Origin of the sequence: Ornithinibacillus proteolyticus, assembly GCF_039581225.1 — a bacterium.
In the GTDB taxonomy this organism is placed as follows: Bacteria; Bacillota; Bacilli; order Bacillales; family Amphibacillaceae; genus Ornithinibacillus; species Ornithinibacillus massiliensis.
This window is the reverse complement of record NZ_JBCPXV010000013.1, coordinates 1-25,176: the sequence shown is the minus strand read 5'-3', so window position 1 is coordinate 25,176 and position 25,176 is coordinate 1. Positions and strand designations below refer to the sequence as shown.

General features: G+C 38.7%; 27 protein-coding genes. 3 read left to right on the top strand and 24 right to left on the bottom strand.

Going from position 1 to position 25,176, the window contains the following annotated elements:
• Positions 1-23 precede the first annotated feature (23 nt).
• The 6 genes from AAIB49_RS08265 to AAIB49_RS08240 all read right to left on the bottom strand — a co-directional run bounded on the left by AAIB49_RS08265 (position 24) and on the right by AAIB49_RS08240 (position 3,233).
• Entirely contained in the window at positions 24-236 is a 213-nt protein-coding gene (locus AAIB49_RS08265; RefSeq protein ID WP_343457769.1) for a hypothetical protein, read from the bottom strand.
• Positions 237-248: 12 nt separating this feature from the next.
• Entirely contained in the window at positions 249-398 is a 150-nt protein-coding gene (gene sspO / locus AAIB49_RS08260) for a small acid-soluble spore protein O (RefSeq protein ID WP_343457768.1), read from the bottom strand.
• A 136-nt stretch (positions 399-534) separates the two neighbouring features.
• Positions 535-1,488, bottom strand: a complete 954-nt coding sequence (locus AAIB49_RS08255) for a histidine kinase (RefSeq protein ID WP_343457807.1) — start codon at positions 1,486-1,488, stop codon at positions 535-537.
• Positions 1,489-1,543: 55 nt separating this feature from the next.
• A complete protein-coding gene (locus AAIB49_RS08250) occupies positions 1,544-2,053 on the bottom strand; it encodes a sensor histidine kinase (protein ID WP_343457767.1) in 510 nt (169 codons plus the stop codon).
• Positions 2,050-2,754, bottom strand: coding sequence for a hypothetical protein (locus AAIB49_RS08245; protein ID WP_343457766.1), 705 nt, complete (start codon positions 2,752-2,754; stop codon positions 2,050-2,052). The genes AAIB49_RS08250 and AAIB49_RS08245 overlap by 4 nt, the downstream gene beginning before the upstream one ends.
• Entirely contained in the window at positions 2,751-3,233 is a 483-nt protein-coding gene (locus AAIB49_RS08240; protein WP_343457765.1) for a hypothetical protein, read from the bottom strand. Before AAIB49_RS08240 ends, AAIB49_RS08245 begins: the two co-directional genes overlap by 4 nt.
• Positions 3,234-3,255: 22 nt before the next feature.
• Here AAIB49_RS08240 and AAIB49_RS08235 point away from each other — a divergent pair, with 22 nt between their 5' ends.
• Positions 3,256-3,726, top strand: coding sequence for a bacterial transcriptional activator domain-containing protein (locus tag AAIB49_RS08235; protein WP_343457806.1), 471 nt, complete (start codon positions 3,256-3,258; stop codon positions 3,724-3,726).
• A gap of 262 nt (positions 3,727-3,988) precedes the next feature.
• Here AAIB49_RS08235 and AAIB49_RS08230 read toward each other — a convergent pair whose 3' ends face one another.
• From AAIB49_RS08230 to AAIB49_RS08155, 16 genes are all read right to left on the bottom strand, one after another.
• Positions 3,989-6,115, bottom strand: coding sequence for a cellulose biosynthesis cyclic di-GMP-binding regulatory protein BcsB (locus AAIB49_RS08230; protein ID WP_343457764.1), 2,127 nt, complete (start codon positions 6,113-6,115; stop codon positions 3,989-3,991).
• Positions 6,112-7,389: a glycosyltransferase family 2 protein gene (locus AAIB49_RS08225; RefSeq protein WP_343457763.1), complete on the bottom strand. Its 1,278-nt coding sequence runs from the start codon at positions 7,387-7,389 to the stop codon at positions 6,112-6,114. Before AAIB49_RS08225 ends, AAIB49_RS08230 begins: the two co-directional genes overlap by 4 nt.
• A complete protein-coding gene (locus AAIB49_RS08220; protein WP_343457762.1) occupies positions 7,382-9,103 on the bottom strand; it encodes a DUF2334 domain-containing protein in 1,722 nt (573 codons plus the stop codon). The genes AAIB49_RS08225 and AAIB49_RS08220 overlap by 8 nt, the downstream gene beginning before the upstream one ends.
• Positions 9,093-9,959, bottom strand: coding sequence for a GGDEF domain-containing protein (locus AAIB49_RS08215; protein ID WP_343457761.1), 867 nt, complete (start codon positions 9,957-9,959; stop codon positions 9,093-9,095). The genes AAIB49_RS08220 and AAIB49_RS08215 overlap by 11 nt, the downstream gene beginning before the upstream one ends.
• Positions 9,940-11,025, bottom strand: coding sequence for a glycosyl hydrolase family 8 (locus AAIB49_RS08210; protein ID WP_343457760.1), 1,086 nt, complete (start codon positions 11,023-11,025; stop codon positions 9,940-9,942). Before AAIB49_RS08210 ends, AAIB49_RS08215 begins: the two co-directional genes overlap by 20 nt.
• 44 nt (positions 11,026-11,069) lie before the next feature.
• Complete coding sequence (locus tag AAIB49_RS08205; protein ID WP_343457759.1) at positions 11,070-11,603, bottom strand: GGDEF domain-containing protein; 534 nt, start codon at positions 11,601-11,603, stop codon at positions 11,070-11,072.
• Between the two features lie 279 nt (positions 11,604-11,882).
• Positions 11,883-13,412, bottom strand: coding sequence for a solute symporter family protein (locus tag AAIB49_RS08200; RefSeq protein WP_186869121.1), 1,530 nt, complete (start codon positions 13,410-13,412; stop codon positions 11,883-11,885).
• Positions 13,412-13,756 carry a DUF485 domain-containing protein gene (locus AAIB49_RS08195; protein WP_186869120.1) on the bottom strand — a complete coding sequence of 115 codons (345 nt, stop codon included), beginning with the start codon at positions 13,754-13,756 and terminating at the stop codon, positions 13,412-13,414. The genes AAIB49_RS08200 and AAIB49_RS08195 overlap by 1 nt, the downstream gene beginning before the upstream one ends.
• Positions 13,757-14,029: 273 nt before the next feature.
• On the bottom strand, positions 14,030-14,773 hold the full coding sequence (locus AAIB49_RS08190) for a LytR/AlgR family response regulator transcription factor (protein WP_339216352.1): 744 nt from the start codon (positions 14,771-14,773) through the stop codon (positions 14,030-14,032).
• Positions 14,770-16,539 (bottom strand): LytS/YhcK type 5TM receptor domain-containing protein, encoded by a 1,770-nt coding sequence (locus AAIB49_RS08185; RefSeq protein ID WP_343457758.1) that lies wholly within the window; start codon positions 16,537-16,539, stop codon positions 14,770-14,772. Before AAIB49_RS08185 ends, AAIB49_RS08190 begins: the two co-directional genes overlap by 4 nt.
• Positions 16,536-18,080, bottom strand: a complete 1,545-nt coding sequence (locus AAIB49_RS08180; RefSeq protein ID WP_343457757.1) for a solute symporter family protein — start codon at positions 18,078-18,080, stop codon at positions 16,536-16,538. The genes AAIB49_RS08185 and AAIB49_RS08180 overlap by 4 nt, the downstream gene beginning before the upstream one ends.
• Positions 18,077-18,352: a DUF485 domain-containing protein gene (locus AAIB49_RS08175; RefSeq protein ID WP_343457756.1), complete on the bottom strand. Its 276-nt coding sequence runs from the start codon at positions 18,350-18,352 to the stop codon at positions 18,077-18,079. Before AAIB49_RS08175 ends, AAIB49_RS08180 begins: the two co-directional genes overlap by 4 nt.
• A 267-nt stretch (positions 18,353-18,619) precedes the next feature.
• Entirely contained in the window at positions 18,620-19,708 is a 1,089-nt protein-coding gene (locus AAIB49_RS08170) for a DUF4097 family beta strand repeat-containing protein (RefSeq protein ID WP_343457755.1), read from the bottom strand.
• A gap of 542 nt (positions 19,709-20,250) precedes the next feature.
• Positions 20,251-20,976, bottom strand: a complete 726-nt coding sequence (locus tag AAIB49_RS08165) for a hypothetical protein (protein WP_343457754.1) — start codon at positions 20,974-20,976, stop codon at positions 20,251-20,253.
• A 191-nt stretch (positions 20,977-21,167) separates the two neighbouring features.
• Positions 21,168-21,746 carry a hypothetical protein gene (locus tag AAIB49_RS08160; RefSeq protein WP_343457753.1) on the bottom strand — a complete coding sequence of 193 codons (579 nt, stop codon included), beginning with the start codon at positions 21,744-21,746 and terminating at the stop codon, positions 21,168-21,170.
• Between the two features lie 54 nt (positions 21,747-21,800).
• Positions 21,801-22,031 (bottom strand): hypothetical protein, encoded by a 231-nt coding sequence (locus AAIB49_RS08155; protein WP_339216368.1) that lies wholly within the window; start codon positions 22,029-22,031, stop codon positions 21,801-21,803.
• 252 nt (positions 22,032-22,283) lie between these two features.
• Here AAIB49_RS08155 and AAIB49_RS08150 point away from each other — a divergent pair, with 252 nt between their 5' ends.
• Positions 22,284-23,147 (top strand): AraC family transcriptional regulator, encoded by an 864-nt coding sequence (locus AAIB49_RS08150; protein WP_343457752.1) that lies wholly within the window; start codon positions 22,284-22,286, stop codon positions 23,145-23,147.
• Between the two features lie 113 nt (positions 23,148-23,260).
• Here the strand turns inward: AAIB49_RS08150 and AAIB49_RS08145 are convergent, their stop codons facing one another.
• Positions 23,261-23,680 carry a carboxymuconolactone decarboxylase family protein gene (locus tag AAIB49_RS08145; RefSeq protein WP_339216372.1) on the bottom strand — a complete coding sequence of 140 codons (420 nt, stop codon included), beginning with the start codon at positions 23,678-23,680 and terminating at the stop codon, positions 23,261-23,263.
• 131 nt (positions 23,681-23,811) lie between these two features.
• Between AAIB49_RS08145 and AAIB49_RS08140 the strand changes: the two genes are divergently transcribed.
• Positions 23,812-24,252 carry an Lrp/AsnC family transcriptional regulator gene (locus tag AAIB49_RS08140; protein WP_343457751.1) on the top strand — a complete coding sequence of 147 codons (441 nt, stop codon included), beginning with the start codon at positions 23,812-23,814 and terminating at the stop codon, positions 24,250-24,252.
• A 96-nt stretch (positions 24,253-24,348) separates the two neighbouring features.
• Here the strand turns inward: AAIB49_RS08140 and AAIB49_RS08135 are convergent, their stop codons facing one another.
• A complete protein-coding gene (locus AAIB49_RS08135) occupies positions 24,349-24,921 on the bottom strand; it encodes a hypothetical protein (RefSeq protein ID WP_343457750.1) in 573 nt (190 codons plus the stop codon).
• Positions 24,922-25,176: the final 255 nt, after the last annotated feature.

Below are 25,176 nucleotides of genomic sequence, written 5' to 3'. Positions count from 1 at the left end.
CGGCTTTACGCCAAGCACTCCCACTAATATTCAAACCGCTTCTCTCGATGCATTTCCTCAAATCGCTTCTGTTTCTCATCCTTAATTTGGTTGAAGGAAGCGAGGGCATTTCGATTAATATTGGTAGTCATTCCCACTTGGGAGGTCATCCCAATTTGCGTACCATATGATTGGTATAGCAAACTTTCTTGTTTCCCATCGTAATGTGGTATGGATTCCGTATAACGACGTGGCATGTAACTACTCCTTTATTGACGCTTTTTAGTCTTTTTATTGTTATACTTCTCATTCGGTGTCAGTGGCTCATTAGCAAACTCATGATCGAACTGCTTGGATAGCTTTTCTCTTACTGCCTGCTCATCACTAAAACCACCACTACTTAGCTTTTTCTTGCTCATAAAGAACACCTCCACGTTTAGTTTTTACATGTTGCAGCAAATTATGAATCCTCCGTTAGGAACAAAAAATAAATCGCGACTATTACAAACAAGCGGCTACGTTCAGGTCATATAACCTAAACGTAGCCGCTTCTCATCATTGTTTCATTCGAATAATTATTTTCGTTCCTTTGCCTTCACTACTGATTAACTCAAAGGTTGTATTTTTAATTAATTTCATTTTTTCATATGGATTTTTAAAGCCTAATCTGTTACTACTACCGTAAAGCAATTCTTCTTGTTTTTCCTCTGGAATGCCGATCCCATCATCTTCGACTATAATGAGAACTATTCCATCCTCTCGCTTCACAGTGAAAGTTAGGGTTCCACCTTGGTTTTGTTTGGAAATTCCATGAGTAATGGCATTTTCAACTAATGGCTGAATCGTCATCGTTGGAATCACCATATCGATTTCCTCATCTATATCATAGATAACCTGTAGTCGGTCCCCAAACCGAAGCTTCTCTATCGCCACATACGATTGAACAAATTCAATTTCATTAGCTAACGGAATCAGCTCCTGGTGGATTTGAGAATCTAATTTCGAGCGAAAATAGATCGATAAATGCTCCAAGGCCTCACGAGATTTCTCTGGATTTTCATAGCTTAATGCGATTATAGTATTCAATGTATTATAAAGAAAATGTGGAGCTATTTGTCCCCTGTAATAGTTCAATTCACTTTGGATACTCTTACGAAATGAATCTTTAATTAATAATAACGATTGAACTCTTGAAATAAATTCCCTCATTTCCACTGGCTTCGCTATCACGTCATTCGCACCTAATTGAATATAATACGGCATATTTTGACCTGTAACAGATAACATTAATATCGGTAATTCAGCTAACGCATACTCATCTCGAATTTGCTTTGTTAATTTTTGACCTACTCCGTCCTCGGCTACTCCATCAATGATTGCCAAATCAATCGCTTCCTGCTTGAAGAACGTATACGCATCACTACTATTCGTACATCCAATAACTGAATAACCATTGTTTACCAGCACTTTCATCATATAGCGAAGATGCTGATGATCATGGTCTAACAGGAGTATAATTTTCGAATGTTGCTGTTGGGTACTGTTTTATGGGGTAACGCTCTTCCTAAGTGGCCTCATAAGTAACAGAAGCAGCTACTTCTTGAGCCTGATAGACTGGTAAAGAAAATGTAAAGCATGATCCTTTACCTGGAGTAGAGTGAACCGAAATTTCTCCATCCATTAATTCTACTATTTTTTTCGTAATACTCAAGCCTAGTCCTAAATTTTGTTGCTGCATACGGTTCGGCCGTGCTATTTGGAAGAAGCTCTCAAAAATTTGCTCCTGATATTGCTCTTCTATCCCAATCCCAGTATCTGCAATCGATACAAAGACCTTATCTGCTTTATAGATGGCAGATATCGTTATCGTTCCTTCTTCCGTATAGGTAATCGCATTTTGTAAAAGTTGAAAGACGATTTGCCGTAGCCCATTTTTGTCCGCTAACACATAGGGTAAATCATGGGCTAGTTGATTTTTTATAATAATCCGATTTTGGACCCCTAGAAAATACTTCTGTTCCTCTACTATCTCATTGATAACATCTAACCGAATCGGCTTTACATCCAGGTTCAAATGCTCATATTCCCCACGTAAAATAGTAAATCATCCACTAATTTACGTAAACGTTTGCTGGCATAATGCATTCGATAAACCAAATCATATTGGTCTTTTTTTAATGGACCATTATTTCCCTCTATCAATGCATTCGTATCCTGGGTAATCTGAAATATAGGCTTCTTCAACTCCTCTGTTGTCTTAGCCAAGAATTGATCCTTGAATTGCCCTAACACTAGTAATTCCTTCGACAGATTATCGATTTTCTCATAGGATAACTTCCTACGATAGCCGATAAAGAATGAAAACGTCATGGTCATCATTAAAAATAAGAACACCGGAATCTGATCTACTTTAATTTGGAATAGCAACTCCAATGCTAAAGTAGCACCATAAGCTGAGAAACAGGTAGTCGCGACTAATAGATAGTCAGATCCCTCTACCTTTTGCCGGAAAGCCTTTATGATCATGACAATAATGTAAATAAACACCATCGAAAGTACGGCGATATAAGTACATTGTACGATGAACGATAATTCCTTCAAATAGTTAGTCGACTTGGGAATTCCAAAGTAAATAGTTTGAATTAGAAGAATCCACTTCATCCATTTTACTAACCGAGGTGTTGTATTAAAATGAAAGGTATGTCGAATGAATAAGAAGAAAAATAGAACAGCTAGACTAATGAAAGACAATTGAATACTTAATAACACGTTCATTGGAATGTCTGTGTGGATACATAAATACCTTGTAAGAAACAAAAGATAGAGAAATACAATTCGTTACGAGCGTTTTTATTCAGTAAAAATTGAAATAGAAAGATAATACCTAGTATGAGATAACCAGCTACAACAACACCATCAAAGAACTTACCTTTAGCAGAATTAGCGTATACTGGGTCTACTTTACCAAACATTATCGATTTTACTATTCCGCCATTTTTTATCACGGAGGAATTCGCAACATGGACCACTATATCCAATTGGTGATTTTCACTCTTCCCACGAACAATATATTTCCCTTCACGATATTCATATTGCTCCGAATTTGATGAAGGTGTACCTAGTCCACCCACTAACTCACCGTTTATGTATATTTGACTTGCATGTCGGATGGACTGGACACTAATAGCATACTCATCCTCCTCCGGTACCGTAACGACCAACCGATATGACCCGACATTAATTCTATCGTCCAAATTATTAAAATAATCATCCCAGATAGAAGGAACCTTAATAAATTCAGGATCACTAGAACTAAAATCCTGTGATGCCTATGAATTATATGATGTAGTAGATAATTTAGAGCGTGTCGACGAATCAAACATTACGAAATTAGAAAAAGCAGTACACTTATATCAAGAGCCTTATTTAGAATTGAATGGATATGAATGGGCATATGAAAAAACCCAGGAATATCATCACATCATCATGCGATTACTCCACGATATAATCCAATATTATGAAGAAAAAGATTTAACGAAAGCACTCTATTACTTACAGTTTCAGCGTAAGATAGAGCCATATTTAGATGAAAATATTAAGAAGAGCATGGAAATCCTTCTCAAGCAAAATAATCGTTCTGATGCGATAAAGCTATATTTTGATTATTGTAAGTTAATGGCTGAGGAGTTAGGTCTAGATCCCTCTGATTCGATAAGGAAAGTCTACGATTCTTTATTATCTAGTTGATTAGGCTTTAGACATAACGATTTATCTCAATGGAAAAACCGAATAACGAGCAAAGACCCTGCTCCGGAAATATACTTGCGGTTCGCGGGCGGCTGTTGAGCCTCCTCGTGCTTCTTCTTTAGGGGTCTCACCGATGCCTTTCCTCCCGCAGGAGTCTACGTATATTTCCGGAGCTAGTATCGTGTATCATTCGGTTTTACATTTAATTCTTTTCGTTTTGTCTAAAGCCGCTACATTCCTATGATATAATAATCCACTTCTCTCACTCATTCTGCTCGTTATCTGAATGAAACCTTTTTCTTCTCTTCATGTAATAAACAATCAAGATACCAATCACGAGGAGTAATCCGATAAATCCAATCGCCCACACGACTGTATTCGTATCATTTGCTTCATGCTTTGCTTCTCTTTTGTCTGTTTTATGTTGCTCTAATTGCATGGAATTCGTGAAGAACTGATCTGGACCGGTTTGAACTGCGATGGATGCTACATTCTCTGTATACTGTAAATAAGCTAAGAAATCCTTGGAAAAGTATTGATCCTCTCCATCTAAACTAGCTAAGACTACCATAGAATACTGTTCATTCCATGGATTAGCTTGGATAAACCCATAATGACGAACTTCAGAGGCAATAAAACCTTGCTCACTTAATTGAGGAACACCCTCTTCATATTGAACAATTAGGTCCTCTTTGTGTGACTCTAACTGTTTATGTTCCTCCAAGGCTCCTATAAAAATAACATTACCATGTTTCAACTCGTCCTCTTCTAGTTCCGTTGTTTGTTTAAGCTTCATCACTGGAAGCCTATTACCGGTTGATAGCACATTAAATAAAGCTAGTAAATCATCATTCGCGATTCCTTGTTCTGGAAGGACAATCATTAATTCTTCATTTCGATTGGCAAAAGGCTTAGGAAAATAATTAAAATATTTCTCCTCACTCTGCCTATCCCCACTTGCCTTGAGATTTAGCTTGCTATCGTTAAATAGATAGATCCATCTATTTTGATCAAGTGCAACACAGGATTGATCCATTCGTAAACCAGTTGTTTCCACTCGAAGTGTCAGTAAACTTCGTGATTTAATCGTTTCTGAATCGATAGGTATCACCACATGGATATTACCATTCTCATCCTCTTCCAAAGCGCGAACATCCACGGAATGCGGTATTTCATTGATGTATACAAGCAATTCAACCTCATCCTTCAACTCCTTATCTTGTAAGGAGGTTAATGTAGCAGAACGCTTTAAATTCAGTTCAATGGATGGATTTTGAATCGTACTTGTTTCCATAGGAAGAGCATAATAATAGGTCTCGGTTTTCGTATGCAAACTATTTAATTCTATGTCTGGCATCCCAATGTCGCTAAACGTAACCTCATCTTCATCCGAATCTGCCTCCATTGCTGTAGGCAGTTCCCTTATTTGTATTACCTCACCAGAGAATTGCTCATAATACTGATTATTGGTTAATAATTCGACATTCTTTAGAATCGTATCGGTATTATCTGCTAGGACTACTAGTGCCTGGACAGCTCGATCATCTTGCTGAAGCTGAACTTGGGAAACATAAAGTGATTCCGGCTCTACCTGTTTTATTTCACCTTCTATCGCTTTTTTAACCCAGGCTGTTCCAAATTCCTTCATACCACCTACGATAATCACATTCCCATTAATCTGTTCAACCTCCTGCTCAGAAACGACTGTAACGGTATCCTCCAGCGATTGATTCGATAAGAAATTCGCAATCATTTGTCCACTTTGCAAGGTTTCCATCGATGGACTTTCTGGAATAACCACTACTACTTGATTATCTAACGATCCAATATAGGACGTTGGATACTGGGATAAAGAAAGATCACCCGTATTATTTGGTAATGACTGGATATGCAAAGATGAATCAGTTAATATCGTCATCCAATTCCCAGTTGTATATTGCGGAACACAGATTCCCTCTTTAACAAAACCATCGAAGCTCACCGTAATAAGATGACCACCCTCAGCCAATGCTACACCTTCTAATGGCACCTTTACCGTTTCGATATCATCATCAGATAAAGATTCCGTATGAATAGGCTCCTCATCTACCTTAATCGTTATGGACGAAGGATCGATCAGTAAGCTTGATTTGGCTATTTCCAATTGAATATATTGGTTTTTAGCCGTAACATCCGCATCTAATTCATAATAAAATTGCGCCTCCGCATACGGACCGTACAATTCAATTGGTTCGTTCGTTAATGTTTGTTCCGTAACCTCTTTATGAACAATTTGAATAGACTGTTCATCTATTTCTATCATTTTATTTGCCAATACTTCTATCGGAAACGAACTAGATAAATAAAATAAAACCATAATGACTACATAATAAATCTTTTTCTTACTCAAGATTTATAGCCTCCCTCTCCTACTTTAAAACGTTCTGTTTTATACCAAACTTGTTCTTCTTTTTTTAATACTCTTTTTGTCTCTAAAACCAGTGCATAGATCACAAGGGCTATCCACATTTGGGAATACGTAAAATACATAAGGATGACATAGAACATATTTTTCATCGTTAATTGATTTTTTTCGATACTTAAACTAATCATAATTTCGGTTAAAAATAGTAAAAACGCCATACCCCATAATACCAATGCGACATTGCCAATATGAAGATCTAGGTCTACAACTAAATTACATACAAAAATGACGTTAGATAGAATGACCCCAAAGAAAAAGAGAAAGTATGTAAAGAAGAAATAAAAAATATCAAACATAATTTTCTTCTGTTTAAGACTAAACATCTTTCCTAAAAACTTGAGAACAACATATTGATTACCCCTAGCCCATCTCGTTCGCTGTCTCCACCATACCTTTAATGTTTCAGGCTCTTGCTCCCATGTAATGGCTGCTGGGAAAAATCGAATGGTATAGCCTAAGTTATACACTCGTATCGTCAGCTCCGTGTCCTCCGCTAAAGCAGAGGTATCCCAACCACCTAATTGCTCCATAATCTCACGGCGTATAGCAAAGTTCGTACCCGGTATCGTTGTAATATTAAACCAATGAAAACGCCCAGCTTGAGCCATCCACTGAAAGCATATCGTCTCAATATTAATAAATTTAGTAAGCCAAGTATGATTAGCATTGATAACCCGAAACTTTCCAACCATTGCCCCTGCCTTTTGGTCATTAACTAGACCCATTACAAGGTTCCAGACGGCTCTACGCTCAGGTGTATTATCAGCATCATAAACGGCGATGATTTCCGCATTAGAATTCTGTAAGGCATAATTTAACGCACTAGATTTTCCTTTCCCTTTCCACTCACCTTCTGTTTCTAGAACGCGAATAAATGGAAACTGTGCCGCAAATTGATCCCCAATCACCTTTGTGCGATCACTGCAATTATCGCAAATTAAGATAACCTCTATTTTATCCTTAGGATAGTAGAGTCGCGACATGGCAGTTAATGTTTGTTTAATAACAACCTCTTCGTTATGAGCTGGAATAAATACACTAACAGTTGGAATTTCTATATTTCGCATTTTCTTTTCCCAGGAAGGGATTACTCGCTCATACCGTTTAAAATGTAGGTAGCCTCCTTGGGCAAGAAACATATGATAGAGTAACATGATCCAGATAATGCTTAATGAAATATAAAATAATAGATTAACCATGTACTCTCTCCTTAAATAAACGTTTGCGATAACGCATTCGTAATGTCACGATATGAATGATAAATAAAGAAACAAATATCGCGGTAACCAATACAATGAGCCATAAATATTTATCCAATGACTTCCCAGCTAACTTGTCCAGTACATCCATCTTCCAGGATAATTCACTTGTTACCGACATCTCTCCATCACCAGTAGTTATGATTTCAACAGCATTTGTTCTAACATAATGCGCTTCATTGTATAGTTGAATCCACTCGATATTCGGAACAGCTTCCATCAATGCGACCATCTCTTTTAAATAATCCAATCCTAAGTACGGATGATAGAAACCGCTAATGACGGATCCAGGTACTTGTGATACCTGGTCTATCGCTTTCTTGATTTCAAGCATTGGATTAATCGAGGTAGGGTCTACATATCCTATCGTTTCAGGATATAAAGTCATCCCGCTCAGTATTGTAGGCTGGCTGATAAATAATGGGCTAAACATAACCTGCCAGTCTCGATCAGAAGCCTGGATTTGACCAAAAATCGCTGAAAAATATTGCGATGCCACCTGATATCCATTTGAACTCATCGTGTAGTGTGGAGCTTCAAATGCAATAGGGGGAAAGCCGAGCTTCGTCAATGCGTGGATTGATTTCTCTAATTTTGCGGTAACATATTCGGTTTCCACTATTGTATTCCCCTGAATATATTGGTCATACTCTTGCCGGTTTTGGAATTGATCTTCTGGCTTGAGCTTTTCTGGTATTTCCTTCATGTCTAATGTAGTAATAGGCTGATTTAATTCGGAATCCCAAAATTCAAACCCTTCCCCTGTTTCCTGATACCGATATGTATGGGTATAACCATGTGCGATTATATAAGCCCCTCGACTTACTAATTCATCGAGTACCGCTAACAATTTCGGTTTATCTGCTAGTGTGACCATCTCTTCTGTTGTTGGGTCAACATAAGTAGGGATAACCGCTAAATATACCGGAATATGTTTGTTCAACAAATAATTGGCCGTTTCATACACGAGCTCCGGATCCGATACTGGTGAAATATCCTCTAATCGGATATATGCAGGATGTGTAGTCGGCTTTGAAAGCTGAAACAAATCATAGAATGACGCAGATATAGCAAATTTCGCCTCTGCAAATACATTTGAGATGGTGATGAGCGAGGCTTTACCATCTTGGATGACAACCGGATAGGATTGACTATGCTTCTGCCCTTCCACGATGACTTTGGCCTTAGCGGGCGGTGTAACGCGCAAGAGCTGAATCGGGTAACCCAAGTCAACATCTCCCACACGATGCACTGAATTCATTCCTAATACCTGCCAATCCTTAAATTGTGGTAAAGCTTGTGCATCTTTTCCAACACCGAGTAATTCACCCTGGAAGGGAGCAAATAATTCTAATTTATTTTTGCTGGCACCTTCCTTTGATGCGTAATAAACCACAATATCATGCTGATGCAAATCGTCTTCTTTTAACTTATCTAGTTCTATCATGTCCACCTGTTTAAATAAGCCACTTAACGAGCTATCTAGAAAATGAATATTAGCCATCGTCATATCATCTGTCCCATAATACGTGAGCAATACCTTTCGTTCATCCAGTGTAGGAAGCGAATTCCCCGCCTCTGTAACAACCGGATGTAGGAATACAAAAAAATGAAGGAATAGAACGCTCCATAGGCTTACCTTTTTATAACGCATAAAACACAGTCTCCCTATCTACTTCCTGGACAAAATCCAAATATGCTACTTCTTTCATTTGATCATGATATTCCTCAAAACTGATATGAAAGGTCAGAGTTACGGTTTTCCCATTTAGCAGCTGATGATTTCGCAATTGTTCTGCTAATTTATCTGCTACGATTTCAACCTTGTCCTTCCCAGTCTCCATTAGTAAAAAAGCAAACTTATTATCGCGGTACCTATATTTACGATCGGAGAAGCGTAAGGATTTTCTTACTTTCTCCCCCATTACTTTCATCAGATGTTCTACTTCTTTCCGACCATAAGTCTTGAGAAACTCTTGGTAATAATCTAATTCCAAAACTAAAAAAGTAAATTTTCCACCATAGCGGATAACCCGATTCATTTCTCGTTTAATCTCGATTTCCATGCGTTCTCGATTATCAAAGGACGTATCTGGGTCAACAGCAACAAACTGCTTTACTTCCTGTCTGAATCGATTTCTTGCTAGAACTATTCTTCGATGCTGCTCCTGAATGGAACCACTAATCAAATCCGTGATTAATAACCCCACCCCATAAAATACAAAATGTTCTATCGTTAAAAATTCCGTGTAACCTTCACGATATCCTAAACTCTGAAATCCGTTATATAAAAGAATCGACCCAATGATAAATAAGAAGAATAAGCTGATGATTAATCCCACAAGTGTTCCCATAAATAACGCTATAAAGGTTATCCCAACATATAATAGGAATAATAATTTACCTATCTGACCATTTGCCCATAAAAAATCAAACATAACTAAATAGCTAGCCACAAGTAAGCATATTTTTAACAATAATTGTTTCTCTTCACTCAAAAACTCCCGCATCTATTCCTTTCCTTTCTGCAATTAGTGGAAGCAAATTATCAAAAGCATGTGTTTCTAAACTGGTAAGCTCGATATAGCCTCCGTCATATTCACTTGATTCATCACGAATCTGATATTCTTTCATCCTGTCATACAATTCCCTTGCCAATTCCTTTTCCCCTACCTCTAAACACATCAGAATGGCCAGTGCATATACCGAAGTCCCTTCATATTGAACGGTAGGTTGTTTCGTCTCGCTAGAAAACCGGCCAAATAATTTACCATCATATTGATTTAACGCCTCTTTAGTAAACGTAACTAAGGATGAAACATCGCCATCCCAGATTGCACGGTGATAGCCGATATAATATTGATCAATTAAATTAACCTCCGAATCATATTCATAGCGCTGGTCATTGGGATAATAGTTCTGCGGAAAAAATCCTGCCTCTGAGATGGGCGCGTTTAATAAAATCGAGCGGTTTTCCTTATATTGCTTTTCTGAGATAATATGTTGATTATGCATCTCGTCCAATGCTTCTGGAACCAAATAACTTAACGTAAGGAAGTCTCCCTTAACATGACTAGACCGATCGACATGGTTAATGAATGTTTCATCTTGCATATTATATTGAACTAATGCTTCACCGATTTTGTTTGCCGTTTTTAGGTAGGTCTTATTATGCCACTTTTCACCAGCATGGTATAAGGTCTTCATGATTCGCAAATCATCAATCAATGCATTGGCTGGAGCCAAATAATCCTCTTTGATTAACCATGGAATCAATGTACTTTCCTTCATAAAATGGTTCGTTAACACATCAAACTGCTCATCAAATGCTTCTTGATCATTTTTTTCGACTAAGTAATCCATCCACAACCCAATGGATTCGGACAGGTAAGTATCGGATTGATCGGTTACATCGGTTTTTAATAATCCGTTCTTTTCATAGAGATGTTCATATACGAACCTTTCACCAGAAAGTGCTTCTTTCGGATAGAATTGTTCGGATGGAACCATTTTAACCACGATAATAAAGCCAATCAGTACAATCCCTATGATGATCAGTAATTTTATTATCTTCAATGCTGTCACCTCTTACTCCATCTATAGCTGGCAAGACAAGCTCATTACCTATTTAGCTGTAGCTTGTACTTTCTTTTGTTTAAATACATCATCTTATTCGCGTAATGCAGCAGCGCTTCTTCTGATTCACCATGATTAGGATAAACACTATATCCAATACTGACATGTAAGGGTAATCGTAGCTCACCAATTTTAATTACGTCTGGGAGTTGATCCTGAAAGGCCTGTACTTCTCTCTCTAACCGGCTTGAATCCTTGAAAAGAATTAAGAACTCATCCCCCGACTTCCGAAAGACCGTTGACTCTGCCGCTGCTGCTATTTGTTTTGCCGATTCGATAAGAAATTTATCACCTAATACATGCCCATATGCATCATTAATGGTTTTAAAATGATCAATATCTATAAATAACAAGCCAAAAGTTCTCTTCGTATTATTAGCTTGTTGGATTCGTTCTTGTAAACAAGCTCGAAAGCTCCTTAAATTCGGTAAACCGGTTAATTCATCTGTGAAAGCCATTTTCAACAGCTCGGCATATGGAATAGGCTTTTCTTTATGGTAGTTATATGAATAATTCATATGAATTTCACCCTTTATTCTTTATATCAACGAAACAGAAAATGATTATTTCGAACTAGTTACGCTGAAAGGTATCTCCACTGATTAATCATACGTTTCTCCTCTTACAAATCACTTAATAATGTACGTAATCACGCTAGTCACATGCTACAAATCATATTTCATAATCATATTCCCAAAATAAAAAAGAAGCAATCACGTACACTTGTACGTCATTGCTTCTTTTTTCTAGCATTTCCAACTATAGGTAATAAAGGTAAACAGTTGATATTTTGATCTTTACTCCCTGTATCCAGTATTGGCTCTTACCTTCACCTCTGCATAGCGCTTCAAATCATATTCCTTCGAGAACATTGTACCAAGATAACCACCTAGGAACCCTAATGGCACACTGACTAATGCTGGGTTATCAAGTGGGAAAATTGGGTTTCCAACAAATAATGCAGCACCTTCCACTGGTGAGAAAACACTTGGACTAATCGATACTAAAATTAACGCTGATCCTAGTCCGGAAACAACCGCCCAGACAGCACCAGATGTATTAAATCGTTTCCAATACACGGTGTATAGAATAACTGGTAAGTTAGCACTTGCTGCGATACAGAAAGCAAGTGAAACTAAGAACGCAACATTTAAATATTGTGCACCAAGTGATAACAGAATTGATAGGACCGATACGCCTAATGCTGCATAACGAGCTGCTTTTACTTGTTGCTGTTCAGTAATATTCCCTTTTTTAATAATTTGCCCGTAAATATCATGTGCAAATGCAGATGCCCCGGATAATACAAGCCCTGCCACAACCGCAAGAATCGTTGCAAAGGCTACTGCGCATATGAAGGCGAATAAAATATTCCCACCAATTGCCTCTGCAAGTAGCGGTGCAGCCATATTCCCACCAGGGTTTGCAGCTAAAATATTACTCTCTCCAACAAAAATTGCAGCCCCGAAACCTAAGAATAAGGTTAAAATATAGAAAATTCCAATCGTCCAAGTAGCTGTAATAACCGAACTTCTTGCTGTTTTCGCATCCTTTACCGTGAAGAAGCGCATAAGAATATGTGGTAGACCTGCCGTTCCAAGTACTAAGGCAAGCATCAATGAAATCGTCCCTAATGGGTCATCATATTTAATCCCAGGATTTAAGTAATCTGCCCCATGACTTGTTGCTGATTTCACCTCGGTAAACATAGCCCCAATGTTAAAGTTAAACTTCCATAATACGATGAAGGAGACAATGACCATACCAGCCATCAAAAGAACTGCCTTCGTAATTTGAACCCAGCTCGTCGCGATCATGCCACCGAACAACACATAAATTGTCATCATAACCCCAACAATTAATACCGCAATCCAATATGGAATATCAAATAAAAGTTGGATAAGTGCTCCAGCACCAACAAGCTGTGCAATCATATAAAACAATACAATGGTTATCGTACTAAGCGCCGCAACCCCTCTTACCTTCTTCGCATCGAAGCGGGAGTTAATCATATCAGCAAGTGTATATTTTCCAAGGTTCCGAAGAGGTTCAGCAACTAATAACAACACCACTAAATAAGCAATTAAAAATCCAATACTATAGAAAAATCCGTCAAATCCTTGTAGGGCAATAGCACCTGCAATTCCCAAGAAGGATGCTGCCGATAAATAATCCCCAGCAATTGCAAGACCATTTTGCCAACCAGTCAACCCACCACCAGCAGTATAAAAATCACCTGCAGACTTTGTCCGTCTCGCTGCGTAATACGTAATAAATAAAGTCAAGGCAACAATGGCTAGAAATAGAATGATAACAATTGGATCCATTAGGCATTACCTCCTTTTTTTATCTGTTTAGCGATAATCTCATCTGCCTGCTTGTCAAAGGAAGCCGCCCTTTTCACATAAAGTGTACAGATAACCCACGTCATAACAAACTGAGCAACTGCAAATACCCAAGCCCATGTTATATCACCAATAGCCGGTGTATTTAAAAACGTTCCATATGAAGTCGAGATCGGTAGTAAAAAGTAAAACACTAAGAAGAAAATGGTCATCGGGACAATAAACCTCTTCTTATTTTGCATAAACTGTTTAAACTCTGGACTACTTTCCACTTTTTCAAAATCGATGTTGCTATTCTTCTGTTGATTTAATTTCGGTTCAGCCATTATCCATCCCCCTTATATTGTAAGCGCTTACCAAATATTATAATTATTTTGGACATTCAAAATATAAAGTTAGCGCAAACGGTAGGATTTTGAGGATGAATGGTGTTGATTCTAGGGTCAACGGTCATGAAAACATGTTCGAAAACGAGTTGCCCACCAAAGTCTCTTTCAAGCATAGAAACATAGATAAAAAAAGAGTCCACTACCTCAATAGTGAAACTCCTCTACATACCGTACGATACTATTCCAATAAGTAGTGACAGAATAACCAAATCATACTTGGAATGTATTCAATATACTTTTACTCGCTGACCTACTCACAGGAATCACTGTCCGACGCTTATCCCTCAACGTCAAATTACTCGTTCCATTAAACCATGGTGTAATCTCTAACACATGATTCAAGTTCACTAAGTAGCTTCGATGTGCACGGAAAAATTGATGACCAGAAAGCTTATCCTCTAACTCCTGTAATGTCATCCTACTCATTATCACCTTATCCTCAGTATGGATTTCCAGTTGCCGATTGTTTGGCACGGCATAATAAATCGAATCCGGGGCTAAGACAACCATCCTTTCCCCATCATCCACCAGCAATTTAGAAGTAGTCGTCTTCACCTCCTGCTTTCCGTCCTGCACCTTCTTCGCAACACTCTTCCGAATTCGTGCCACTGCCTTCTTAAACCGCCCTTCATCATAAGGCTTCAATAAATAATCCACTGCCTCAATTTCAAATGCATCTAATGCATACTCATCATAAGCAGTCGTAAAAATAAATAATGGTTTCTCATCACCCGCTTGTTCGGAAATATATTTTGCAGCTTCCACTCCAGTAAACCCCGGCATCTCCACATCAAGAAATATCACATCCGGCTTATGCTCGGTATATAACTCGATCAATTGTTCACCGGTTTCTGCATGTGGTGTGAGAATAAAATCTTTTTCATCCTTTAATAAATAGAGCAATTCCTTTCTTGCCATCATTTCATCCTCAGCAATCATCGTACGAATATTCATCCCATCACCTGCTTTTCTTCCATCTGATTTGGAACCGGAATTGAAAACCTTACTTCACTACCACCACCTGGCAAATTTCGAACATGTAGACCCGCCGAATCGCCAAGCAAATGAACTAAACGCTGATTCACATTATACAAGCCAGTTCCACCATTTTGATTGTTTATTAACGGTTTATGACTAATAAGGGGTAAAATATGCTTAGGAATTCCACTCCCATTATCCCTTACGATAACGGTTAGTAAATCATCTGTCTTCTTCATTTTAATCTCTACTGTAGCACCATCTGTCACATTTTTCAGTCCATGTTGTACGGCATTCTCAACTAGTGGCTGAATGGTGGATGGTGGAATATAAATATTTGTCATATCAGCTGGTATATCCATCGATATTTTCAACCGATTTTTAAATCGCTCTTGGATAATGGAAGCATAGGCTTGCACATGCTCACACTCCTTCTCCAACTCCACCAATGACCTTGATACAAGCCGTAAATTGAACCGCATATAGCTCGCAAGCTGGAGAGTAAGGTGTCTCGCTGTCTTCGGTTCCTCTCGAAATAACGAAGCAATTAACTGCAAGGTGTTAAAGAGAAAATGTGGGTTAATTTGGGCTTGTAGATTTCTTAATTCCGCATCACGAATATGTTCTTTTAATTTTTCTGTTGTTAGAACATTTAACTGATTCGAAATAAATTGACCTAGCCCCTCGGCAAGCATCAGCTCGACTGGGGTAATTTGCTGTCCTTTGCGAAAATAAAAGGTAATGAGATTCGCTACCTCATCTGCCTCTATTATCGGGATAATGATCGCCGCTTCAAGTGGACATTTTTCCTCTACACAGGGAATCTCTGACTTCATATAGGCTACTTGCATTCGCTTTGTTTCCAACACCTTTTTTGCTAATGGCGTATTAATCGCATCTCCTACCCGATGATGGCTATCTCCCAATCCGACATGGGCAAGAACCTCCTGCCTATTGGTAACCGATACCGCAGCAAGCTCCAAGCGGTCATACAGCAAAGTAGCAAGCCCACTGGCTACATCCATATGCGAATCCTCCTTCAAATAAGGAAGTGCTTCCTCCGCTATCGTTAGAGCCTGCTTCGTTGCAATCGCAGCCTCATGCTCCTGCTCCTTCATCACAACACGAATCATCGTCGTAAAAATAGCAATGGCAATACTATTAGATAACACCAGTGGCAAGCCAATTTGGTCTACCACCTCTACCATTCCATCACCATTGGTATACATAATAAGAAGTAATTGCATCTGCAAAATTGGTGGAAATACCCCAATAAACAATGCCTTCCAAGGGGAAATAACCCGCTCATTTGAAAAAAACCTTGCTGTCATTCCGGCAAGAATCCCAGTAATCGGGTTCACTAATCCATTCGCAATCCAGCCTACTCCACCTAAACACATCAAATGAATCCCCGCTATCAGTCCAGCCCCAAGCCCAACAACCGGTCCACCTAAGAGTCCAGCAATCACAATCGCAACAAGACTTAAGCTGACAATAAGCTTGTCATCGTCTACTGGAAACATTACAAAAGCATGCGTAATCTCACCTTGCCCTGTAATAATAACCCCAGTAACCGTACTAGCAATGCCAAACAAACCAAATACTACCGCATGAACAACCGCCATTTTCCAACTAAACTCTCGGTACAATAAAGACTTAAACCCCGGAGTACGAGTTAACACAAATGCAATCACAAGCAATATCCCTAATCGCTCAAATAATATGATCGTTAAATCCTTCATGAGCCCTCTCTCCTTGGCGAGATACCAGTTTGTGCTTGTATATCGAACTGCCTAAATTCGGCCTCTGTCTGCTTTTGTTTCGGTGAAAAGACCGTTCCCACAAACGCACCGATAAAGCCTATAGGAATCGCAATGATTCCTGGATTATAAAGCGGTATGACCGCTTCCCTCTCAATCCATCCACCATCCAGATTCATAATATGTGGCCCTAGTAGCACGAATAACACTGCCGCCACTAGTCCACTTATCATTCCTGTAATTGCACCGCATTTAGTGAAGCGCTTCCAATAAATCGTTAAAAGCAAAACCGGAAAGTTACTAGCTGCTGCCACGACAAAAGTTAGCGAAACAAGAAATGTCACATTAATCGCCTCAAGCTGCAATGCAAATAACGTAGAAATTAACCCAATCCCAAGAGCCGTCCAGCGTGCAGCTATTAGTTGCTCCTTCTCTGTTGATTTTCCCTTCTTCCAAATATGATGGAAAATATCATGAGAAAAAGCTGTTGTTGCTGAAATGACAAGCCCTGCCACTACTGCAACAATAGTGGTAAAGGCAATCGCAGACACAAATGCCAGTAAGAAGTCTCCCCCAACCTCTCGAGCTAATAGTGGCGCCGCGAGATTCCCAGTAGGGTCTGTCGCAACGAGCGACTCATACCCTAGTAATGCAACCGTCCCAAGCCCTAACACGAGTGTCATCAAATAAAAAAGTCCAATAATCCAAGTCGAGCTAATTAAGGAACGGCGAACCTCAAACGTATTTCGTACCGTAAACAGTCGAATTAAAATATGCGGAAGCCCTGCTGTACCTAGTACTAAGGCGAGCTGAAGCGAAAAGAACTCCATCGGATTGTCAAATTGATGACCCGGTAAGAAAAACTCTCCCCCAAGTGGCGTTCCTTCCTTCACCCGATTAACAAGAGCAGTAACATCCCAGTTGAAATTAGATAACACGATTAGAGAAAGCAGAAATGTCCCCGACATGAGTACTACTGTTTTCACTATTTGCACCCAAGAAGTTGCTACCATTCCACCAAACACGACATAGATAGTCATTAACCCACCAATAATTAGTACCGAAATCGAGTAATCAATATCTAATAATAATCTCAGGAGAAATCCCGAAGCGACCAGCTGTGGAATCATATAAAGAATCGAAATAATGAACGCACCAATCGCCATAATCAGCCGCATATGATTCCCCGGAAATCGCGAGCAAATCACATCCCCAAGCGAATATTTTCCAAGACGATGCACTGGCTCCGCTACTATAAACAACACAACTAAATAAGATACAAGAAAGCCAATCGAATATAAAAAGCCATCAAACCCGCTAATCGCAATCATCCCAACAATACCAAGAAAGGACGCCGCACTTATAAAATCCCCTGCAATAGCCATACCATTTTGAAAGCCTGTCAAACTACCAGCAGCCGTATAGAACCGATTGGTCGTGTTACTACGCTTTGCTGCCCAATAGGTAATAATCAACGTACAGACAATAATACATATAAAAAATAAGAAATATGTTAAATTCACGACAACTCCTCCTGCATGAGCTCGTCTATTCTCTGGTCAAACTTTTTCGACTTCCAATGATACAACCATCCCATCAGCCAAGTCATCGGAATTTGTAGGAACCCATATAACCAAGCCCAGGTCACCCCTGGAATTACACTCATTTGGTTCATCCCATCTGGGAAGAAAAGAAGTGACAATGGCAGCATGAAATAAAAAATAAAAACCATCATCATAGCAGGAACAACCATCCGCTTTTTCTCTTGAATCAAGCTCATTACACGCTCCTCCATTGCCATCCTCCTTAAGTAAAAGTCTGTATTTTTATATAATTCAAAAATAACCAAAATGAATATCCTTGTAAAGGTATTTGATTTCATCCGCATATTACTTTTTAGAGCAAAGCCCATGTTATTCGTGTCCTAGCAGAACTTCTTGCATACACCATTAGTAAGAAAAAAATGCTCGGGATAAACCCCAAGCATTTTTACCATAACCATTATGTGCCGAAGCCGCCTAATCAACGTTTCCCCATTACGCCACGATAATGAAAAAACGCCTTATACATTCACAGGTGCTTTCGTATATATTTTAATATCACCAGCCGACGATTTAATTCGAATGGAATTCTCCCCGTCTCCAGTCACACCAGTCAATCGCCTCGATTGTCCATCCCTTTCAAAGGGGAGATTAGTTTCCATGTCAGAGGAATAAGCGATATCATATGCTGCATTTAATCCAATTACCTGATCAATTTCAACCGCAATATCCCCCTTCCATGAATCTAACTGAACCGTAGCATAATCCACTATTCCAAGGTCAAAATCTCCTGAAATGGATTTTCCATTTAATCCTCCAGAGAACTCGTTTAACTCAACATCTCCAGACTTCGTATCTACTGTTAAACTTTCCACCTGAATACGATCCGCCTCGACATCCCCTGATCTAACGTCAATCATTCCTTTAACCATGATTACATCCTCTAGCTCCACATCCCCAGAGGCTAGCGCAATCTCCATATGCTCCCCGCGAATATCCGTTAACGTAAGATCCCCTGAAGCAGCCTTTGCATACGTCGACCCAGCAACTAGCTTAGCGATTTCAATATCCCCTGAGCTAGTCTGCAAATAACATTCCTCTGCACGTAATTTATTCGCTTGAATATCACCAGATGTACAATGAAGCTTTATCTGATGCGCCTTAATATCTGAAAGGCTCGCATCACCTGATGCAGTATGAACCGAAATAGCCTTAGCACTTAGCTGCGACACCGTAACATCACCTAATCTCGTACTAATTTTCCATCCTTCCGCTATATCATCCGGGACAAATAGCTGCATTTTTACCGTGGGAGAAAATTCAATGATGAATCGTTCCTTACTCGTTTTCATAAATGTAATGTCCAACACATCATCCATATGATCAACTAACATTTCAGGCCCATCCTCATATGAAGTAAAGACAATGGTTATATTCGCTTCCTGATGCTTCATTACCTCTACATCAATATCCGACGCCTCAATATGTATTTCCTTTAAACTCGTGACACCCAAAACTTCCTTCCTCACCACTTCTTTTTTCACAAAGGCACTTCTCGCACTATCCACAATCCGGTTTAAAATAGAATCAGCCGTCTTCTCCTTACTCATCAACACCACACCCTCTTCGATTAATAACTACTTAAATTGTACTAGCTTTTACAAGCAGAAACTAGTAACTAGGGAAGGAAATGTTCTCAGACTTGAGACGGATTTGGTGGGGGGAGTTTGGGCGCATGTACACACTTTTGGGCACATGTTCTTGCGGGATGGGGGCATGTACTTTTCATTTGGGTGCATCTTTCCTCAGGTTGGGCCCATTTACTTCTCGTTTGGGCACATCTTTCCTTGTGGCGGGCTTATCTTCTTCTCGCTTGGGCGCATCTTTCCTCAGTTCGGGCCCATTTACTTCTCACTTGGGCGCATCTTTCCTTGGGGCGGGCTTATCTCCTTCTCGCTTGGGCGCATCTTTCCTCGGGGCGGGCTTATCTTCTTCTCGCTTGGGTGCATCTTTCCTTGGTTCGGGCTCATCCTCTTCTCGATTGGGCGCATCTTTCCTTGGGTTGGGCCCATGTACTTCTCATTTGGGCTCATCCTACCTCGGGACGGGCCCATCTCCTTCTCACTTGAGCGCACCCTACCTCACTTAAGGCTCACCCCCTTCCAGTCATACACGCTGATTCACTAATCATTAAACTCAGTTTCAAACGTCCTAACCACTTCTCCGATTCACTCATGGTTCTTATCACACCATTTGTTTCTTCATGGTATTCCAGTCCTTCTACTGGTATGTATTCAACATGTACTTTGGCGATTCGGTGTGCAATCATCGCCCACTCTGCATCTGTCATCCTTGCCTTTGAAAGGTCACGAATATAGTTCGCACTTTCTCTTGAAAAGGAACAGGAGCCTGCGGTTATGTCTACTTCTTTCCCTAGCTCCAGTGAGCAAATCTTGTTCGTTATTTTTTCCGTTTCGATCCATTCCGGTGGATGGGTGTTCATCGCTCGTTCCGTACGTCCTAGAATAAGGTAGTCATATGAGGGCATACGTGATACTAATTGCTTTAACTCCATTAAATAGTTGTTCGCCCATGTTAATAGCCGGTCGAAACCACAGTAATGGAAATAGGAGCTTTGACCGGTCAGACCAAATTTCACCACTTCCCTGCGAGCATGGGCTGCTCCTTGCTTAGGTATCCTCTTCACATTAAATTCGCTATTTTCCACTACATTAATCAGCTCGGGTGATGATTCCTCACTAATCGTAAGGAAAAGCTCCCCATATATATCCTTTAATGCATCCTGTAACGATTGAAAAAGAGCCAAATTTTTACCCTTTGGATCGTGTGTAACGGCTAAAAGCGCAACTTGCGACATCTTGTTAACCTCCGTTATATAAATTTAGGAGCGATACTACAATATACCCTGCAATAATAAAAAATCAACGGATACTGTCTAAGTAACTAAAATAATACATATTTTTTCTAACGAATAGGAAAACCAACACGAATAGGTCCACCATCCAATTGGAGGCAATGACTATTCAAGCTTCATTCTCTCCTCATCTCTTAAACAAAACATTCACGTATTCTAGGTACTAATTCCTTAAATCGAAAGTAAAAGTCTTTTATTGGAATGACAGCAAGATAGGAAGAGACTTGACTATTAGCTAATATACAATCATCATAAATTAAATTAATATGTAGTCTCTTTTGAGGTACCTTTCCTGTTTGCAATAACCACTTCGATAGATCACTATATAATTCTTGCTCTGCTTCAGCAATAGACATTTTAATGGAAAATTCACCTACAAAACTCCCCCACCAAACCCGGAAGCCTTTATAAACTTCATCAAAGCTAATTAAATTCTCCGAAGTCTGTTCCAATAATTTCTGGTAAAATAAATTTTTATTCTCATAAAATAAGGTTAAGTCGGTACCCTGAGTGGTAAATATCCTTTCCGTGACTTCTTCCCACAGTTCCTTATACTTTAGTTCAAAGTCTTCTTGGAATACTATGTTGGTTGATAGATAAGGAAATTTTAGTTCTTCATTAATTAGACTTTGATTTAGATAGATATTTTGTATGTATATCAAATAATTTAACGTAATCGACGCGTCTGTCTCCATCACAAATGTGTTTTCCATATTTCACCACCTATTATGTTATCCCCCGCTACAATTAGTCCTACCATTAAAAAACTATTTCTTCCATTCATCTGAATCATAAATTAATAGAAAAGCCCCAATTAATAATGGAATTAATAGTAGAAAGTAGACTGGAGTAGGGATATAATCAAAACCCCAATACGTTAAACTTGGAGGAGCTATTTGGTCAATATAATGTGCTAATAACGAGATCATGATAACTAATGAAGAAACTAGTAACGTAATGCTAATAATAATAAGTCCATATAGCTTATTTCGAGACAAACGAAATTCCTCCTTTTAAATAGAATCATAGAAATTTTCATCTCACATACAACCACCCCCATTTTAACATTAATTCCCAAACAAAACCTCAAAATCACAAAAATATTCAGTATATTCCCCTAAATCCAATGACAGCTATAAAAAACGAAAATCAATTAACGCTTCATCACATTTCGATATTTATTATGTTAAAAATGTCGAGTATTTGATAGGCTTCTCTGCTATGATGTAGACATGAAAAGGAGGGATATATTGTTAAAAGAATTAAATCAAGTGATGGATTATATTGAGGAGCGTTTAACCGATGATTTATCTTTAGAAAAGGTTTCTGAATTTGCTGGGGTTTCCGATTATCACTTTCGAAAAATATTTTTTTATCTCTCAGGAATTACACTAAATGAATATATAAAAAACAGAAGATTGTCAGAAGCAAATAAGGATTTATTACGAGGAGCAACCGTTACCGAAGTTGCGTTTCACTATGGTTATCAGTCAGTGGATGGCTTTACTAGAGCATTTAAGCGGTGGAGTGGATTCTTACCTTCCGATGTAATAAGGAAAGGGTTAAGCAAATCATTTCCGAAAATTTCTTTTGTCATAACGGTTAAAGGAGGAAATAGTATGGAATTTAGAATCGAGGAAAAACCAGCCTTTCATTTGGTTGGTGTAAGTAAACGTGTTCCTATACAATTCGAAGGGGTTAATCAAGAGATTGTGAAGCTTGCAGAAAGTATAACAGACGAGCAAAGAAAAGCAATGCGCTCCCTTCAAAATATAGAACCATATGAAATTATCAATGCATCCTACAACGCTGATGCTAATTTCATAAAAGAAGAAGGCGATTTAACGCACATGATCGGGGTTTTAACTACCGAAACTGACGTAAGTCCACTATTAGAAAAAGTACCAGTCGAAGCCTGTACCTGGGCAATATTCCCAAATGAAGGACCATTTCCATCGACTTTACAAGAAACCATGGCAAAAACCTATTCAGAATGGCTTCCGTCCTCCGATTATGAACTAATTCATGGACCAACCTTTTCCTTTACAAAAATGGATGAGCATCAAAAGGATTATGCGTACAGTGAAGTTTGGATCCCTGTTCGGAGAAAGTAACAGCAAAGCGCAACGCAGCCGTAATACCCCAAAAGCTAGATTTTCTACTCTACCTTCCGAAGGGCATTACCTATGCGTTGCTCCTTTACGTTATCCCCTATATTCACTTACTACTATACACGTTCACCTGGTTCTAATTTCATCATTGCTCCAAAATATTGAGAGGCAGTAGTAAAGGTGACAAATGCACATAATTCACTTATTTCCTCTACTGTCATGTATTCTTTCAATACCTCAAACGTTGAATCGGCTATGTCTCCTTTTTGTTTTAAAAAGACTTCTGCAAATCCTACCGCAATAGATGTTTTTTCATCAAAGCTAGCTGGATCTGGTTTTCCTTTAGCCTTACAATAGGCACATCCATTACGCTGAGCTAATGTTCTTCTTACTTGTTCCTTTAATGCAGCCGTTAGCTTCCCATCTTTTTCTAACACATCACCTAACTGACTCCACTTTTCCATTACATCCTTATTATGTCCTAACAATCGTTGAAATGGTGTTCCCCCGAATGTTGATTCTACAATTCTTGCCATATCATTTCCTCCATATTCTATCAATATGGTAAAATTATATATAATTATTTCGATAAATCACATTAAATTCGAAATGATTATCGATTTATTCCTTTTTAAAATAAATAATTATCGGAGGATAACGTTAAAATATGAAAATCGATGATATTGACTTAAAAATAATCGACGAACTCCATAAAAATAGTCGTTTATCGATGAGCGAGCTTGGAAGAAGGGTCAATCTTTCCTCACCATCTGTAACAGAACGAGTAAGACAAATGGAATCCTTTGGAATTATAAAAAAATATACAGTAGAGCTAGATTACGAGAAATTAGGCCTACCGATTCAGTGCATTATCGAGGCAACTGTAAAAAATGGAGACTATCAATCTTTTAAACGGTTTATAGAGAAGCTTCCAAACGTAGAATTTTGTTATCGAATTGCAGGAAGCGCCTGTTATATGGTAAAAATTCAGTTTGACAGCTTCACTAATGCAGAAAAGTTCATCGATGAAGTAAGCCCGATCGCACAAACAGTAACACATTTTATTTTTTCTCAAGTTCCTACCAATCTTTCATTCAACATGGATTGAAGTCAAAAAAACTCCCCCTAAAAACAGTTTTTTTAATCTGTCAGCTTAAGGGGAGGAAATAAAATCAACTGTGTGTTTTAAAACACGCAGTTGATTTTATTTCCTTCTTTCCAATGACCTCGAGTATCCGAAGCGCTCTCTAAATAACTTCCTACCAATATAATGGTGAAATTGGTTATCTCTATCTCGGTAATATTCATTCCAATAGCTAATCATTCTATTATAGCTTTTGCAAAAGGCTTCTACATTCTCAAGACAAAAATCCTCAAACTGCTTAGTGTCCTGATTTTTTAACTTCTCGTAAGTCATTTCTAGTATTTCAACCACATATTCATCACATACTTTAACAATATAAGGGATAGCCCAAGCCTCATAATCCATTTGTAGCAACGAGTCGATATGCTTTTGGCGTACAAATCCATCATAGCTTCTAGAATATATACAATGCAAAATCATTTTTTGCTGCAAACTTAACTGATCTATTATCCTATCCGATTTATCCACGTTGTACATACGATATGGAAACCAGATCACCTGATTATTTTGAACATATTGCACCCGATCCGTAGATACCTCTATTGCAGCATGACGATACGTTTTTTTCGCTATTAGCCTACTTACTTTCATGACATCATCCTGTAAATGCTCGGGAAATCCGTACTGAAACATCCTTTTCACATCCTCGCGTCGGAAAAACTATCCAACTAATTTGCTTCAACATTAATACTACCATCATGTTCCAATATATTTTCATTTATAATCAAAACCACCAGTGTGAACTGGTGGTTTGCTCTGCGGCTTGAAGCCTCTTTTACCGGCCTTGGCCTTAAAGGCCCACTGAATGGTTTTCCCTTACGCACCACATCCACGCACTGATTCTAAAGAATCTCTTATATCTTTCTATTTTTTTCTCCTGTGAATGGA